The sequence below is a fragment of the Maricaulis sp. MIT060901 genome (genome assembly GCF_047123815.1).
Classification (GTDB): domain Bacteria; phylum Pseudomonadota; class Alphaproteobacteria; order Caulobacterales; family Maricaulaceae; genus Maricaulis.
The window spans coordinates 904,986-920,219 of sequence record NZ_CP138920.1 but is presented as its reverse complement, the minus strand read 5'-3'; the positions used below and the strand labels follow the sequence as shown (position 1 = coordinate 920,219).

Here is a 15,234-nt window from a genome sequence, read left to right as displayed (position 1 = left end):
GCCCACTTCCCCATGAATGGGGAAGATCGCCAGCTAGGCTTTCTTGCCGAAGCTGAACCAGCCCTTGATGGTCTCCTGATTGGCCTGGTTGAGCGAGCCGAGGCGGAAGACCGCTCCGGCGCCCCAGATCACGCCAATCGCCGTGACCAGCATCACCAGCGTCGTACCGACAAGCTCGATCATGGCCGGGTCGTGCGGCAGGCGGGCCAGCATGATGAAGGGCGTCCACACCGGAACCCAGCTGGCGATTGCCACGATCGGGCTGTCCGGTGAATCTGCCGAGATCATCACCAGGAAGAGGGGCACCATCATGATCAGCATGATCGGGCTCATCAGGGTCTGGGCATCCTGGATCGTGTCGCAGAGCGAACCGACGGCCAGGAAAACCGCGCCATACATCAGATAGCCGATGACGAAATAGCCCAGCGCCGGCAACAGAAGACCCGGGTCAAGCAAGGCCGAGAAGATTTCGGCAACCGGGATGTCGGCGCTTGCAGCGGCTTGCTGGACCAGGGTTGCCCCACCCAGCGCAAGGCCCATCCAGAAGACGAGCAGTGTAGCGGACACACAGGCCACGCCAAGCAGCTTGCCGGTCAGGATTTCGTAATGACGTGTCGCGGACATCATCATTTCGAGAACCTTGTTGCCCTTCTCCTCGATCATCGCTGTCAGCAGCATGTTCACCACTGAGAAGATGATGATCCACAAAGCGAAGGCGACGGCTACACCCATGATGAACGGAATGCGTTCGGCATCGGTGACAGTGGCATCTGCGCCGCTGCGTTCCGGGTTCAGTTCACGAACTTCCGGTTCAAGCGCCTCGGCCGCTTGCAGCAAACCAGGAGAGACCCCGCCGGACAGCAAGTGGGCCTCCTGCATGTAATCTTCCAGGGCCCGGCTGATCGACGATCGCAATCCGCTATCCGTGCGGTTCTTGCTCCAATAGTCGACTTCGATCCCGTTTTCGACACTGCCACGGAGAAAGACAGCCGCGAAAAGCGAGGCTTCTTCGCCGTCGATTTCAATGGCTTGTTCTTCCAGCAAATAGGGACGCAGTGCCTCCAGATCGGTCAATCCAAGGTCGATGCGCTGATATCGTCCATCGCCGATCTGTTGCATCATGCCGCTGGCCATAGCCTGCTGGACCTGGGGATTGTCGCCGACCATCTCTGTGACGGCTTCCTGTATTTCCGCGATCTGTTGTTCTTGGGCACGCGTAAAGCCGTCGACTAACGCCTGTTCCAACTGCCCCCCGCTTTCATCCACAATCACATAGTGGCGTGTCGGCTGGGAGTTCTCGATCAGCATGGGCAGGCCGAAACCCAGGCCCATGAACAGCGGGACGGATGCCAGCGAGAGCCAGAAGCCCCAGGTGGCGACGTAGGAGAGAAATTCGCGGCGGGCGATCAGATAGATATTACGCATCAGTCGTCTCCGTCAGTTTGCCGCCAGCGCTTTCGACGAGGTGGACAAAAGCATCATGCAGGTGCGCGCGCACCGGTTCGAAACGGGTGAGTTTCACGCCTGCATCCACACAGGCCTTGAGCACGTCCTGGGCATCAGCGCCGGCGGCCAGGTCCAGAGACCAGCAGCGCACGGCGTCATCACCACCTTCATCGCGGCGGACATCGCCATAGGCGTCCAGCAGGGCGAGAAGATCGTGTTCGGAAACGGTTTCCAGGAAGATCCGGCGCGGGACTTCGCCCAGTGCCTGTTTGACGGAACCGTCAAAGATCTTGGTGCCATTGGCAATCAGCAGGATCTTGTCGCACAGGCGCTCTGCATGCTCCATCACGTGGGTGGAGAACAGGATTGTGCGACCGGCATCGGCCTGGGCGCGGACGATGCGCTCGAGGGATTTCTGGTTGACCGGGTCGAGACCGGAAAACGGCTCGTCCAGGATGATGAATTCCGGCTGGTGCACCAGGGTCGAGATGATCTGGACCTTCTGGGCCATGCCCTTGGAGAGGGTTTTGACCGGCTGTTCCGCGGCGTGCAGAAGCTCGAACTCGTCGAGCATTTTCAGCCCGCGTTTCTTGGCCTCACCGGCTTCAACACCCTTGAGGCGGGCAAAGAAGACGATGACATCAATCACCTTCATGCGGCGATAGATGCCGCGCTCTTCCGGCAGGAAGCCGACACGATCCAGCGCCTTGGGTCCGGGCTTTTTGCCGAACAGCGTGACCTTGCCGCGATCCGGCGTGAGAATACCCAGCGACATGCGCAGGCTGGTTGTCTTGCCGGCACCGTTCGGGCCGAGGAAACCGGTAATCTGACCGCGTTCGACGGAAAAACTGACGTCGTTGACCGCGGTCTTGCCCTTGAACGTCTTGGTGACGTTGGCGAGCTCTAGAATTGTTTCGGGCATACATCCCCCATGGTTACAGCGGGTTTGCTAGTCGCATTGCGGGCTTTCGGCCAGTGGAATTGTGAGCATGTACAATCCCCCGTTACACCTGGCCTTACAAATCAAGCAGGTAGAACGGCATGTCCAGCACGGGCGCGTCGGCGCCCAGCTGGCTCAGCATGTGATGGCACTGGCCACGATGATGCGTGGCGTGATTGAACAGGTGCAGCAGGATCAGGCCTTTCTGCAGTTTCAGCGGCTCTCCGGCCATGTTGTGATAGCTGAGCTCTTGCGCCAGGGCAGCATCATCATGCCGGTCCACCATGGTGCTGAGAACGTGGTCCTGGGCGATCCGAGCCTTTTCCAGCGCCTCGAAATCGTCGTGCAGCGGGGTCGCAAGGTCATCGAAGGGCTGGGGTTCGCCATTCCAGCGGGCCAGCCAGATGCGTTCGGCCACGATGATATGATCCAGCGTTGCATGCAGGTTTCTGAAAAAGCCCTGACAGTCGCGGCGGCGGTCCGCTTCACTGAGCGACCAGGCCATGTCGAAAATGCGGGCATTGGCCCAGCGATTATATCCGGCGAGGTAGAGCAGGTGCTCGCGCATGGTCGTGTCTCCAATCGGGCTGGGCCTGCAAACATGCTGCAGCGTGGGAGCGTTATCGCAACTTGCCATGCCCGTTTTGCGTGATAGGACGGGGGAATGAGCGAGATAGATTTCACACCGATCCCGGGTCGCGAACAACCGCGTTTTGCGGCCATCAAGACCTTTTTCCGCCTGCCGCATGTCGGCATTGATGCCGGTTATGATGTTGCCCTGGCGGGCCTGCCTTATGACGGCGCGCTGAGCTATCGCCCGGGCGCGCGTTTTGCGCCGACAAAGGTGCGCGAGCTGTCCTCCATGGGGCGCGGCTATCACATGACGCGTGAAATCAACTTCGTGGAGAAGCTGAAATGCGCCGATATCGGTGATTGCCCGACTGTGCCGATCGACATGGCGCAGACCGGTGAGCGGGTCGAAAAATTCTTCGGTGACATCCTCGCGCGCGACAAGAAATTCATCGCCGTTGGCGGCGATCACTCCAACACCCTGCCGTTGCTGCGCGCCGTCGCCAAGAAATACGGCCCGGTGAACTTCATCCATTTCGATGCCCACCTCGACACCTACCCCGCCGCGTGGGGCTGTGAGTATCACCACGGAGCCTTCCTGCGTCATGCGCTGGAAGAGGGCCTGGTGAAGCCGCAGAACACCTGGCAGTTCGGCATTCGTGGTCCGCTGGCGGCCAATGATGATCTCGGCGTGGTCGAGAAATTCGGCGTCAATGTCACGACGGTGGATGATGTGCGCATGAATGGCCTGGACGCCTTTATCAAGCGTCTGCCGAAATTCGAGGGGCCGACCTATATGTCCTTCGATATCGACGCGCTGGATCCGGCCTATGCGCCCGGCACCGGCACGCCGGTCCCCGGTGGCCTGACCACGTATGAAGCCCAGCGCATCCTGCGTGCCTTCGAGATCGACAATCTGGTCGCGGCCGACATCATGGAAGTCTCGCCGCCCTATGACCCGACCGAAATCACGGCCCTGGCCGCCGTCGACGTGATGTTCGAACAGCTCTGCCTGATGGCGTCCAACGTCAAGTAAGCAAGCTGACAGCCCGTTCCAGCCGTCTATACTCCCCTCGAACACAGATTTGAGGGGAGAGACCATGTCTGTCACGAAGAGCCTGATCGGCGCCGGCGCCCTGCTGGCGGTCGGATCCGCAGCCCTGGCCGAGACGCCGGTGCCCATGCGCCCGGTCAACACCTATTCCATCGTCGCGCGTGATGCGGAAACAGGGCAGATGGGGGCGGCTGTGCAGTCGCACTGGTTCTCGGTCGGATCGATTGTGGTCTGGGCCGAGCCGGGTGTCGGCGCTGTGGCGACACAGTCCTTTGTCCTTCCCGATTATGGTCCCAACGGTCTCGCCTCCATGCGGGCGGGGATGAGTGCACGTGAAGCGCTGGATGCCGCGCTGGCGACCGATGACGCGACCGCCGTGCGCCAGGTCGGCATGGTCGACGCCCAGGGCAATGTTGCGGCGCATACGGGCGAGAATGCCATCGCTGCCGCCTGTCACATCGAGGGTGACGGTTTCAGCGTCCAGGCCAACATGATGCTCAATGATACGGTCTGCCAGGCCATGTATGACGCCTATCTGGGCGCCGAGGGTGATCTGGCCGAACGCCTGATGGTGGCGCTGGAAGCCGCCGAGGCCGAGGGCGGGGATATTCGCGGCAAGCAGTCCGCCGCCATGCTGGTCGTCTCCGGGGACGCCAGCCAGCCGGCCTGGGGCGGTCGTATCGTGGATCTGCGTGTGGAAGACGCGCCGGACCCGCTGGCCGAGATGCGCCGCCTTCTGACGATTTCCCGTGTCTACGCCCTGATGACCGAAGGCGATGACGCCATGGCCGAGGGCGATATGGAACATGCCGGTCGCGCCTACGCGCAGGCGGGCGAGCTGGCGCCGGACAATCACGAGGTCACCTTCTGGCATGCTTTCGGCCTGGCGACCGCCGGTGACATGGATGGTGCACGCCCGCTGTTCAGCCGCGCATTTGCCGCCTGGCCGCAATGGCGCGATATCATTCCGCGTCTTGTTGACAGCGAGCTGCTGTCTGCCGAGCTCGGTGAAGAGATCGCGACGATTGAATGAGTGATGCCCGGATCCGTGAGACCCTGACAGCGCTGAAGGCAGAGCTGGTGGCGCTGTCGGAGGGCGCGGATGATGATCGCAAACCCGTGGAGCTGGACCAGCAATCGGTCGGCCGCTTGTCGCGCATGGATTCCCTGCAGGTCCAGGCCATGGCCAAGGCGGCCGATGCCCGCCGCGCCCAGGAGATCCGCCGCATTGATGCGGCGCTCCAGCGGCTGGAGGAGGGCGATTACGGCTGGTGCGTGGAGTGCGGTGAGGCGATCGAGATCAAACGATTGGAGATTGACCCGGCGGCGCCACGCTGTTCGGGCTGTGCCTAGGCTTTCACCGGCGACAGCCAGGCCGTCAGGTATTCACGCATTCTGTCTTCGACGGGAACCACCTGGTTGATCGCACAGAAATTCAGGGCCATGGCCTGGATGTAGAAGGCCTGCACACCCTCGGCCATCAGCTGGGGCGAGATGTCGGTCCGAAACGGGCCCCTGGCCAGCCAACCCGCCATCACGATGATCTGGCGCTCGAACGTCTGGGCGATGGGACCGATCTCCTCGATCGCCGCCGCACCGGACAGGCGCAGGATGACGTCAAACACGTATCGCTCGCAGCGCATCAGATTGACCAGCGGCATCAGCTCCTTGATCAGTTCGTCGATCGTACCGGGCGCCGGATGCGCCTCGATTTGGTCCAGACAGTCATTGATGCGGGCGCCGATGAGCTGGTCCATCAGCGCATCCTTGTCCTTGAAATGGGCAAAAAACGTACCCTTGGCGACGCCGGCGCGCTGGACCACTTCCTCGGTGCGTAGCTCGATGTAACTGCTTTCGGAAACAATGGCTTGTGCCGCCGCGACCAGTTTGGCGCGGGTTTCCAGCGTGCGTTTTTGAGGTGCTCTTCCCATACCCCTAGCTCCCACAAAAACTGACTTCGGTCAAATTTGTTATTGACCGCGGTCAATTATTTCGCCTATTAAATTGACCATGGTCAAAATAAAGGGACGCATCATGACATCGAAACGCATCACTCTGCTCAACGGACATCCGGCGGAAAGCTCGATCTCCAAACAGATCATCGAGACCTATGCACAGGCCGCGCGCGGTGAGGGGCATGAGGTTCGGGTGTTGAACATCCATGATATGGATTTCGACATGGACTATGGCTTTGGCGGTTACAAGAACCAGAAACCGCTTGAACCCGAGCTTGAAGACTTCCTCGAGGCGCTGGAATGGAGTGAGCATTTTGTTTTCGCCGCGCCGATGTGGTGGGGCGGACTGCCGGCGAAGCTGAAAGGGCTGATCGACCGCTCGTTTCTGCCTGGACGCGTGTTCGACACGCGTGTGAAGCCGGGTACGATGCCCTTGCCCATGCTGGATGGTCGGACCGCCCGGGTCTTCCTGACATCGGACACCCCGGGCTGGGTGTTCAGGCTTTTCTACAAGGATGCGCTGGCCTGGCAGATCAAGGGGCAGATCCTAAACTTCGTTGGCTTCAAGCCCGCGCGGATCACGCGCTTTGCAGGAGCGAGTCATCCCAAACCCAGGCAAATCGAAGGCTGGCTGAAAACGGTTGCACGGCTTGGCGCAAAGGCACGCTAGCGCGTCTGGTATCCGGCAGCACGAATGATCTGGCCCAGGGCTTCATCGCCGGGTGAGGCGAGCTTCAAGAGCTCGATATAGGGATCACTGCCCAGCTGCAGGCATTTGCCAAATGCCGGTTCCGTTTTCAGGCCCGTTGCCTTTGCCTCACGCACATCCAGGCGCAGGCGGTCTTCGGCCAGGCCCAGCAGACGATGTTCGGCCAGCCAGTGGATATAACTCTCATGGGTTTCCACGGGCCGTTTGCGCCCATAGACCTCAACCGGCAGACCATCGAGACTGAAATAGGCGATGATGGAGGCTTCGTCGGCGTGGGTATTGGGATGGACCCTGAAACCGGGCTGGTTACCAAAACAGGCCTCGAGGTGAGCGGCAAAACCGTCGAGATCATCGCCCGCCGAACAGCAGATATCCGCGTCGGCTTCGGGGCCGTGAATATCCAGGGGAATGGAACCGACCCAGCGCGGGTCGAAATCCGTCAGCCGTCCAAACACATCAGCGCGGTCCAGAATCTCCCGAACGTCTGCAACTGTGCGTATAGTTGTGTGCATGGCGCGGTTTTGCGCTGCACCAGCGGGGCTGTCAATGCGCCTCAGGGTAGGCCCGGGAAGCTTGAGACATATTCGATCTTGATGTCCGGGAAGCTGTCGACAAATTCGATGGTGAAGTCGGGAAAGCTTTCGACAAACTCCCACTCGCCGCAATCATCGGGAAAGCTGGTGACCTGTTTGACTTTCAGGTCCGGGAAGCTGGTAACGACCTGCACACGGATATCGGCAAAACTTTCAACGACCTCCACCTCACCATAGAGAGGGATGGAATTGAAAGTGCAGTCATCGGTGACGGCGTCTGCCAGGGCGAGTTCGAATAACATCAGGTCAGGCTAGACGAGCCAAGATGAACCGGAGCTGGCAATCTTCCCCATTCATGGGGAAGTGGGCTCGCCGAAGCCAGAGGCGAAGGCGAGGCTTCGGCGGGACCAATTTCGCGGTGAGGTGGATAGCCTATCCCATCGCCTTGTTGATCTCTTCCGTCATCTTCTTGGCATCGCCCAGCAACATCATGGTGTTGTCGCGGAAGAAGAGCGGGTTTTCGACGCCGGCATAACCGGAACCGAGCGAGCGCTTGACGAAGAAGACCGTGCCGGCTTTCCAGACCTGAAGGACCGGCATGCCATAGATCGGCGAGCCCGGATCATCCTCGGCGGCCGGGTTGGTGACGTCATTGGCACCGATCACGAAGGCCACGTCCGCATTGGAGAAATCGGAATTGATATCCTCCAGTTCGAAGACCTCGTCATAGGGTACATTGGCTTCGGCCAGCAGGACATTCATGTGGCCGGGCATGCGGCCCGCGACCGGGTGGATGGCATAGGCGACATCGACGCCTTCGGCCTTCAGGAGATCACCCATTTCCTTCAGCGCGTGCTGGGCCTGGGCGACGGCCATGCCGTAACCCGGGACGATGATGACCTTGCCGGCGTTCTTCATCACGAAGGCAGCGTCTTCTGCCGAGCCCTGTTTGGCATTGCCTTGCGGGCCGGCAGACGCAGAAGCAGCGCCGTCCTCACCAAACCCGCCCAGGATGACCGAGATGAAGCTGCGGTTCATGCCCTTGCACATGATGTAGGAGAGGATCGCACCGGACGAACCGACCAGCGCACCGGTGACCAACAGGGCCGTGTTCTCCAGGGTGAAGCCCAGCGCCGCAGCAGCCCAGCCGGAATAGGAGTTCAGCATCGACACCACGACGGGCATGTCCGCGCCGCCGATCGGAATGATCAGGGTCACACCCAGGATAAAGGCGGCGATCGTGACTAGCCAGAATGCGGTCTTGGCATCCCCGCCGGAGGCCATCAGGAAGGCGATCATCACGGCGATGAAGGCACCGATGGCGATATTGATCATGTGCCGGGCCGGCAGCAGGATCGGTGCGCCGGACATGTTTCCGTTCAGCTTGGCAAAGGCGATGACGGAGCCCGAGAAGGTGATCGCGCCGATGGCCGTGCCCAGGGAGAGCTCGAACAGGGAGAGGCCTTTAAGATCGCCGACGGCATTGGCAATACCAAAGGCTTCCGGCGCGTAGAGCGCGGCCGCAGCCACCAGCACGGCGGCCATGCCGACCAGGGAGTGGAACGCGGCGACGAGCTGCGGCATGGCCGTCATCGGGATACGGCGCGCGATGATCGCGCCGATACCGCCGCCAATCGCAACCCCGCCCACAATCAGTGCGATACCCGCACCGTCCAGATTGACGGCGAAGAGGGTCGTCACGATGGCGATTGCCATGCCGACCATGCCAAACAGATTGCCTTGGCGAGCCGTTTCCGGGCTGGACAGACCGCGGAGGGCGAGAATGAACAGGATGCCGGAGGCGAGGTAGAGAAGGGCGGCAAGATTGGCTGACATGATCTAGCGCTCCTTCTTCTTGTACATCGCCAGCATGCGCTGGGTGACAAGGAAGCCGCCGAATATGTTCACACTGGCCAGGATGATGGCGATTGTACCGACAATGCGCGAGAAGCCTTCCCCGCCTTCACCATCCACTGGCGGAGGAGCGCCTACACCGGCGGTCGCCGCGAGCAGGGCACCCACGATGATCACCGATGAAATGGCGTTTGTGACAGCCATCAGTGGCGTGTGCAGGGCCGGCGTTACCGACCAGACCACGTAGTAACCGACAAACACCGCCAGCACGAAAATCGCCAGGCGATAGATGGTTGGATCAACGGCTTCCATTTTGATCTCCGATTCTCACATAGGCGCTTGCAAAGCAGCCGCCGAGAAGGACCAGAACTGGTCCAAACAAATAGGTCAGCAGATAGCTGGACGCAGGTCGCCAACCGATGCGTCCGAAATTGTCTGGGGGCTCAGTACGTCCGAACAAGTCCGTGACAACGCCGGACGTCACCAGTAAAACGCCGGCAAGGACCAGAACAAACCCGGTAGAGGCCAGAAGCGGGCGGGAGAGCGTTCGCATCACGCTTCCTCCGGTTCGAGGTGCCCGCCTCGCAGGAGGTAGGCGCCTGTGAGCAGGTGGAAGGCGCTCAGGGCGAGCAGGCCGGCCGTGTTCTCGCCGAAATCAGGACCAATCGGGCGGTACATCTCACTACCGCCGAACCAGCCGTCCAGATAGGCGAAGTGAAAGGCGATCCAGATCAATATCACAGCGCCGATCGCGCAGTTGATGAAGGCCAGGCTAGTGCGCATGGGTCGACCTCCCGACAAGCAGGTGGTCTCGTAACAGCACAGCACCGGACGCCAGTAGCAATAGAGCATATAGCCCTGGCAGGGCGAGATTCACGATAATTGCAGGCACAGGGATATAGAGCGGTCTCTCACCGAATAGGCCCAAAGCATTGGCGATCGGCCCGGCGTAGTTAGCGACGAGATAGCCTGCCAGAAGAGTGAGTATGATCGCCAGCGCCAGTCGCATCAGGCATCGGCCTTCGCAAAATTCGGGTGCACAACTGCGCCATCACGGCTCAGCGCCATGCCCTGGATGATCTCGTCATCCCAGTGCGGGGCGCGATTGCCGTCCTCATTCACCAGCAGGGGCAGGAGGTTGGCCAGGTTCTTCGCGTAGAGCGCCGAGGCGTCGGCGGCGAGACGGCCGGGAAGATTGTTGTAACCGGCGATTTTCACGCCGTTATGATCGACGACCTCGTCGGCCTTGGTCAGCTCGCAATTGCCGCCCGTCGGGGCCGCCAGGTCGACGATGACCGAGCCGGGTTTCATGCTCTCCACCATGGCCTTGGTGATCAGTTTCGGTGCCGGCCGGCCCGGGATGAGGGCGGTGGTGACCACCACATCCTGTTTGGCGATATGGCTGGCGACCAGCTCGGCCTGTTTGGCCTGGTATTCCGCTGACATCTGCTTGGCGTAACCGCCCGCCGTCTCGGCCTGTTTGAATTCCTCGTCCTCGACAGCGATGAATTTTGCGCCGAGCGAGGCGACCTGTTCCTTCACGGCCGGACGTACATCTGTAGCCGTGACGACAGCGCCCAGGCGGCGCGCCGTGGCGATCGCCTGCAGGCCGGCAACGCCGACGCCCATGACAAAGGCCTTGGCCGGGGCCACGGTGCCCGCAGCGGTCATCATCATCGGAAAGGCACGGCCATAAAGCTGGCTGGCCTCGATGACGGCGCGATAGCCGGCGAGGTTGGACTGGGAGGACAGCGCATCCATGGCCTGGGCCCGGGTGATGCGCGGCACGAATTCCATCGACAGGGCGTCGAGACCGGAAGCGGCCATGGCATCGGCAACTTCTGCACTCGGATCGAGATGCGAGACCAGCAGCGTGCCCCTGGCGATTTTCTTGAGCGTGGCCTCGTCCGGCTTGCGCACGGCGAAGACCGCATCCGCGCCCTTCAGGGTCGCGGCCAGCGTGCCGATCTCGGCACCGGCCTCGGTGAAATCCTCGTCCCGGATCGAGGCGTCGATACCGGCGCCTTTCTCGACCGCAAGCACATGGCCTGCCTTGACGAATTTCTTGATGGTTTCGGGGGTGGCCGCGACGCGGGTTTCGCCCGCATCCCGTTCTTTAAGAATGGCTATTCGCATGTCGTCCCGCCGTTTGGCTCGTATGGCGGGCAGATTGCGCGATTTCGTGCGTCAGGGGAAGACCCGCCAGGAAGATTCCTTCCCGGCGCAAATGGTCATGATGTTTGAAAGTTCAATACTTTCCGCTGTTAGCCAGCAAGGAAGGCACCGAAGAGGCTGACGATGCCGCCGCCGATCAGGCCGGACACGAACAGGCCTGCAACCGTGACATGCCAGGAGGTCTTCATCGACAGGGCCAGGCCGAGAACGACGCCGACAACACCCGTTGCGATCAATGCACCCATCCAGTTCATGCCGATGGCAAAAACCAGGATGAAGAAGAGCAGGATGACGATGGTCAGAAGACAGGACCAGACCGTCATCGTCATGAAGCCGTCAAAGGTGGACTTGTGCTCGGTGATGTCCATTTCGCCGCGTACGTGGTCAGACGCCATGTCGAATTCCCCAGGATCGAATTAGGATTTGGCCAGCGGATACCATGCGTTGCTCACCGCGCCAAGGTGTCTAACTGTCGCAAATGATGACAGCTGTCACTCTACTTCGGTGACAGGTGTGAATATTCCATCGTCCAGCGGGCGGTCATGTTGAGGCCAGACACAAGAAAAGGCCTGACATGACTGATACTCCTCTGATCACTTCCCAAGCCCTTCTGGCCGAGCGCCATCGCTATTTTGTCGCAGCAGGAGGTGGAATTTCGCTCCCGGTTGCCGGGGCGATCTACTGGATCGTGCTGGGGATTCTTGGCTCCCGCCTGCCGCTGGCGGACTGGGCGCTGTTTGCGGCTGCCGGGTCCGGCATGATCTTCCCGCTGGGCCTGTTGCTGCAAAAGCCGCTGCGGGCCAACTTCATGAAGGCCAAATCGCCGGTCGGCGGTGCCGCCATCTGGGCGGTGATGGGCATCAACTTCCTCTGGCCCATGCATTTCGCGGTGATCGGCGTGCAGCCGGAGTTGACCGTGCTGACGCTGGCCATCGGCATGACCATCCACTGGGTGGTGATCGGCTGGGGTTATGCTTCCAAAGCCTGTTTCATCCACGCCTTCGCCCGCATGATCGTGGTTACGGTGATGTTCTACGCCATGCCGGAGGCACGCCTGACCCTGCTGCCCTTTGCCATCGCCATTCTCTATTTGCTCGCGGCAGGCGGCATTGCTTTCGAGGTTTCCATGGTACGCAAGAGACAAGCGCAATAGGTGATTCTGAACGCGAATGATGGCTTCCCTGAAAACCCTTTTCACCACGAAGAAACCCTGGCTGGACCTGGTCTATCTGGGGTGTTTCTTCCTCGCCTGGTTTGTCGACCCGCCTAACACGACAGAGATCGCACTCTCGCTGGGCGCGCTGGTTGGGTTTGTCGCGCTTTACGTCTTCACCATGCGGCGCATGGACTGGACGGTGCTGGTGGCATCGGGACTGGCGGTGTGTCTGGGATTGGCGATGGCTGCCATGAATTTCGGCTCCGCCGTGTTCATCGTCTTTGCAGCTCCCATGATCGCGCGCCTGCCGGATACGCGGTTGCGTGTGCCCGCTCTAATCGTGCTGGGGCCGGCGGGGGTGCTGGGGTGTGTACTGATTGGTGCGCCCTGGTATTTCACCCTGGCCGTGGTGGTTCTCTCAGCGCTGTCGGGCCTGACAGCATCCTCTGCCGCCCGGAGGGCCGAGAGCGAGCTGGAAGCGGAGGATCGCCAGGCTCGCGCCGCTGCTGCTGCCGTGGAAGCGGAGCGTTCGCGCATTTCCAAGGATCTGCACGACCTGCTGGGGCACTCGCTGTCGGTGATTTCGCTCAAGGCGGATCTGGCCGCCCGCCTGTTCGAGCAAAAGCCGGACATGGCGCGCCAGGAAATTGAGGCCATCCAGACGATTTCCCGGGACGCGCTCAGCGAGGTCCGTGATGCGGTCAGCGGCCTGCGCGACCGTTCGCTCCAGTCCGAGCTGAAAAGCGTGATCGCGGCCCTGGAAAGCGCCGGGATCGAGGTGCTCGTGCAGGGGGAACTGCCAGCCTTGAGCGGGGAGCCGGAAGCGGCGCTGGTGATGGTTCTGCGCGAGGCATCGACCAATATCCTGCGCCATGCACAGGCCAGCCGTGTCGAGATTGCTTTTGTGAGGGAAGCCGGCCGTCACCGGATTTCCGTCCGGGACAATGGCCGTGGTGGCAGACCTGCTGAAGGGAATGGCCTGAGCGGCATGCGCGAGCGCGTCGAGGCGGTGGACGGTCTTTTCGAACTCTGTGTTGAGGGCGGGTTTGCTGTTCGGGTGTCCTTGCCGGAGCAGCTGTCATGATCAAGGTGCTGATTGCCGAGGACCAGGTGATGTTGCGCGACGCCCTGGCAACATTGCTGGCGCTGGAGAGTGATATCGAGATCGTCGGCGCCGCTGCGACCGGTGACGAGGCGCTGCGCCATGTGCGCGCGGATGCACCGGATGTTCTGCTCAGCGATATCGAGATGCCGGGCATGACCGGGCTGGAGCTGGCGGCCACAATCCGGCGCGAGACGATCCGCACCCGGGTGTTGATCGTGACGACGTTCGACCGGCCGGGATATCTGCGGCGGGCGCTGGATGCCGGTGTCGCCGGATATGTCCTCAAGGACACACCCTCACAGGAATTGGCGCAGGCTATCCGCCGTGTCGTGGCGGGCGAACAGGTCATCCAGGAGGGGCTGATCCGGGAGGCCTGGGGTGAAACCGATCCGCTCAATGACACCGAACGCCGCCTGCTTCGCCTTGCCGAGACAGGGCTGGACAGTATCCAGATCGCGGAGGCAAGCGGGCTGGCGCGGGGCACGGTGCGCAATTATCTGCACAAGGCCAGCAGCAAGCTGGGCGCAACGAACCGGGTGGAAGCTGCACGCTTGGCGCGAGAAAGGGGCTGGCTGTAACTGCCGCTTGGTCTTAAACTGGACCCACTCAAGGGAGATCCTGTTCGATGCGTATTCCTTTCGCCCTCTGGTCCGGCGTCCTCGCTGTCCTGGTCTATGGTGGCCTGTTGGCGCGTGACTTCATGAATTTCGGCACGCTGGAATTCCGTCCGGTTGTCCTGGGCATGGTCGCAGGCGGATGGCTGGCGCTGGTGATCCTGGTCGGATTTGTCGGCATGATCCGAAAGGCGACGACGTCGCGTCCGGTGGATGTTCCCAATGATGTAGCGCGTGAAATCGACCGTCATCCCGAACACTGACCGCTCATCTCGTTTTTCACACCACTGATCCCTGATCCGCTGGCACCTGCCAGGTGGTTGGGTATGGCTGGCTTCGAATTTTATTGGAGCAAGCGGTATGAAAACTCTCCTGAGCTGGGCTGTGTCCCAGTTTGTGATCACCGGTGCGGCCTTCGCCCAGACGGATGAGGCAACCCCGGCGGACGAATATGTCGAGGTCGAGCCGTCTGGCGGGGCGAGCATGCCCATGGGCTTTTACTTCCCGGATGATTTTGATCCCGACCGCGAATATCCGGTGATGATATCGGTCGGGACGTTTTTCCTGCACGACGATCCGGCGGAGTTCGGCTGGGTTGTGGTGCGTGCCGGTGTCGAGGAGCGGCAGTATTCTGTCGAGCAGTCTGCCGAGGCGCTGGACTATATCGCCTCACCTGTGAATGTGGCTTCGGACAGTTTCCACATCTTTGGCTATTCCGCCAGCAGTGCCGGTGTCTTCCGTATCGCAGCCGCGCTGCCGGATCGTTTCCGCGGCGTGCTGGCCATGCCCGGGCATCCACGCCAGCGTTCCGAATACGAGCCGCTGTCCGACATGCAGATCCGTTTCATCGTCGGCGAGAATGAAGGTTACTGGCTGCGTGAGAGCGAGGCCGCCCATCGCCGTTTCGAACGCATGGGTACGGATGCGGAAATCGAGATCATCGAAAACGGTGGCCATGTACTGTCCCAGCTCTCCGGCCGACCGCTCTTTCAGCGCATCGAGGCCGAGTTCGGTGAGGGCTCCCGCGCACATCACTAGATCCGCGCCAATTGTCTCCTGGTGCGAGGGCGGGCTTTCCGGGCCCGCCCTATCTTCTGGGGTCGTGCTTATTCATTGACCTTGA

General features: G+C 61.1%; 20 protein-coding genes. 9 read left to right on the top strand and 11 right to left on the bottom strand.

All coding sequences use genetic code 11. The features are described from left to right. Positions 1-33: 33 nt before the first annotated feature. From SIC17_RS04710 to SIC17_RS04700, 3 genes are all read right to left on the bottom strand, one after another. Positions 34-1,425: an ABC transporter permease gene (locus SIC17_RS04710; RefSeq protein WP_412546531.1), complete on the bottom strand. Its 1,392-nt coding sequence runs from the start codon at positions 1,423-1,425 to the stop codon at positions 34-36. Next, positions 1,418-2,368: an ABC transporter ATP-binding protein gene (locus SIC17_RS04705; protein ID WP_291894461.1), complete on the bottom strand. Its 951-nt coding sequence runs from the start codon at positions 2,366-2,368 to the stop codon at positions 1,418-1,420. Before SIC17_RS04705 ends, SIC17_RS04710 begins: the two co-directional genes overlap by 8 nt. 94 nt (positions 2,369-2,462) lie before the next feature. Continuing rightward, complete coding sequence (locus SIC17_RS04700; protein ID WP_291894458.1) at positions 2,463-2,954, bottom strand: DinB family protein; 492 nt, start codon at positions 2,952-2,954, stop codon at positions 2,463-2,465. A 96-nt stretch (positions 2,955-3,050) separates the two neighbouring features. On the opposite strand from SIC17_RS04700, the gene speB reads away from it, so the two are divergent. From speB to SIC17_RS04685, 3 genes are all read left to right on the top strand, one after another. Further along, entirely contained in the window at positions 3,051-3,992 is a 942-nt protein-coding gene (gene speB / locus SIC17_RS04695; protein ID WP_412546530.1) for an agmatinase, read from the top strand. Positions 3,993-4,056: 64 nt separating this feature from the next. After that, positions 4,057-5,043 carry a DUF1028 domain-containing protein gene (locus tag SIC17_RS04690; protein ID WP_291894452.1) on the top strand — a complete coding sequence of 329 codons (987 nt, stop codon included), beginning with the start codon at positions 4,057-4,059 and terminating at the stop codon, positions 5,041-5,043. Then, the gene (locus SIC17_RS04685; protein ID WP_412546529.1) at positions 5,040-5,363 is read left to right on the top strand and encodes a TraR/DksA family transcriptional regulator; all 324 of its coding nucleotides are present in this window, start codon (positions 5,040-5,042) and stop codon (positions 5,361-5,363) included. Before SIC17_RS04690 ends, SIC17_RS04685 begins: the two co-directional genes overlap by 4 nt. On the opposite strand, the gene SIC17_RS04680 is transcribed toward SIC17_RS04685, so the two are convergent. Then, entirely contained in the window at positions 5,360-5,941 is a 582-nt protein-coding gene (locus SIC17_RS04680) for a TetR/AcrR family transcriptional regulator (RefSeq protein ID WP_412546528.1), read from the bottom strand. The two genes, SIC17_RS04685 and SIC17_RS04680, sit on opposite strands and share 4 nt — an antisense overlap. A gap of 103 nt (positions 5,942-6,044) precedes the next feature. Between SIC17_RS04680 and SIC17_RS04675 the strand changes: the two genes are divergently transcribed. Then, entirely contained in the window at positions 6,045-6,635 is a 591-nt protein-coding gene (locus SIC17_RS04675; protein WP_412546527.1) for an NAD(P)H-dependent oxidoreductase, read from the top strand. Here SIC17_RS04675 and SIC17_RS04670 read toward each other — a convergent pair. From SIC17_RS04670 to SIC17_RS04640, 7 genes are all read right to left on the bottom strand, one after another. Then, on the bottom strand, positions 6,632-7,186 hold the full coding sequence (locus SIC17_RS04670) for a DUF4269 domain-containing protein (RefSeq protein WP_291894435.1): 555 nt from the start codon (positions 7,184-7,186) through the stop codon (positions 6,632-6,634). The two genes, SIC17_RS04675 and SIC17_RS04670, sit on opposite strands and share 4 nt — an antisense overlap. A 41-nt stretch (positions 7,187-7,227) precedes the next feature. Next, positions 7,228-7,509, bottom strand: coding sequence for a hypothetical protein (locus SIC17_RS04665; RefSeq protein ID WP_412546526.1), 282 nt, complete (start codon positions 7,507-7,509; stop codon positions 7,228-7,230). A gap of 130 nt (positions 7,510-7,639) precedes the next feature. Beyond that, the gene (locus SIC17_RS04660) at positions 7,640-9,043 is read right to left on the bottom strand and encodes an NAD(P)(+) transhydrogenase (Re/Si-specific) subunit beta (protein WP_412546525.1); all 1,404 of its coding nucleotides are present in this window, start codon (positions 9,041-9,043) and stop codon (positions 7,640-7,642) included. 3 nt (positions 9,044-9,046) lie between these two features. Next, complete coding sequence (locus SIC17_RS04655; RefSeq protein WP_291894426.1) at positions 9,047-9,373, bottom strand: NAD(P) transhydrogenase subunit alpha; 327 nt, start codon at positions 9,371-9,373, stop codon at positions 9,047-9,049. Between the two features lie 240 nt (positions 9,374-9,613). Beyond that, positions 9,614-9,844 carry a hypothetical protein gene (locus tag SIC17_RS04650; protein WP_412546524.1) on the bottom strand — a complete coding sequence of 77 codons (231 nt, stop codon included), beginning with the start codon at positions 9,842-9,844 and terminating at the stop codon, positions 9,614-9,616. A 225-nt stretch (positions 9,845-10,069) separates the two neighbouring features. Beyond that, positions 10,070-11,197 (bottom strand): Re/Si-specific NAD(P)(+) transhydrogenase subunit alpha, encoded by a 1,128-nt coding sequence (locus SIC17_RS04645; protein ID WP_412546523.1) that lies wholly within the window; start codon positions 11,195-11,197, stop codon positions 10,070-10,072. Positions 11,198-11,325: 128 nt separating this feature from the next. Next, entirely contained in the window at positions 11,326-11,631 is a 306-nt protein-coding gene (locus tag SIC17_RS04640; RefSeq protein ID WP_412546522.1) for an aa3-type cytochrome c oxidase subunit IV, read from the bottom strand. Positions 11,632-11,810: 179 nt separating this feature from the next. Here SIC17_RS04640 and SIC17_RS04635 point away from each other — a divergent pair, with 179 nt between their 5' ends. From SIC17_RS04635 to SIC17_RS04615, 5 genes are all read left to right on the top strand, one after another. After that, positions 11,811-12,389, top strand: coding sequence for a DUF7010 family protein (locus SIC17_RS04635; RefSeq protein WP_291894411.1), 579 nt, complete (start codon positions 11,811-11,813; stop codon positions 12,387-12,389). A 19-nt stretch (positions 12,390-12,408) separates the two neighbouring features. Then, entirely contained in the window at positions 12,409-13,476 is a 1,068-nt protein-coding gene (locus SIC17_RS04630) for a sensor histidine kinase (RefSeq protein WP_412546521.1), read from the top strand. After that, positions 13,473-14,075, top strand: a complete 603-nt coding sequence (locus SIC17_RS04625) for a response regulator transcription factor (protein WP_291894405.1) — start codon at positions 13,473-13,475, stop codon at positions 14,073-14,075. Before SIC17_RS04630 ends, SIC17_RS04625 begins: the two co-directional genes overlap by 4 nt. A gap of 47 nt (positions 14,076-14,122) precedes the next feature. Further along, entirely contained in the window at positions 14,123-14,374 is a 252-nt protein-coding gene (locus SIC17_RS04620) for a hypothetical protein (protein ID WP_291894402.1), read from the top strand. A gap of 97 nt (positions 14,375-14,471) precedes the next feature. Beyond that, a complete protein-coding gene (locus SIC17_RS04615) occupies positions 14,472-15,149 on the top strand; it encodes a hypothetical protein (protein WP_412546520.1) in 678 nt (225 codons plus the stop codon). The last annotated feature ends 85 nt before the right edge of the window (positions 15,150-15,234 follow it).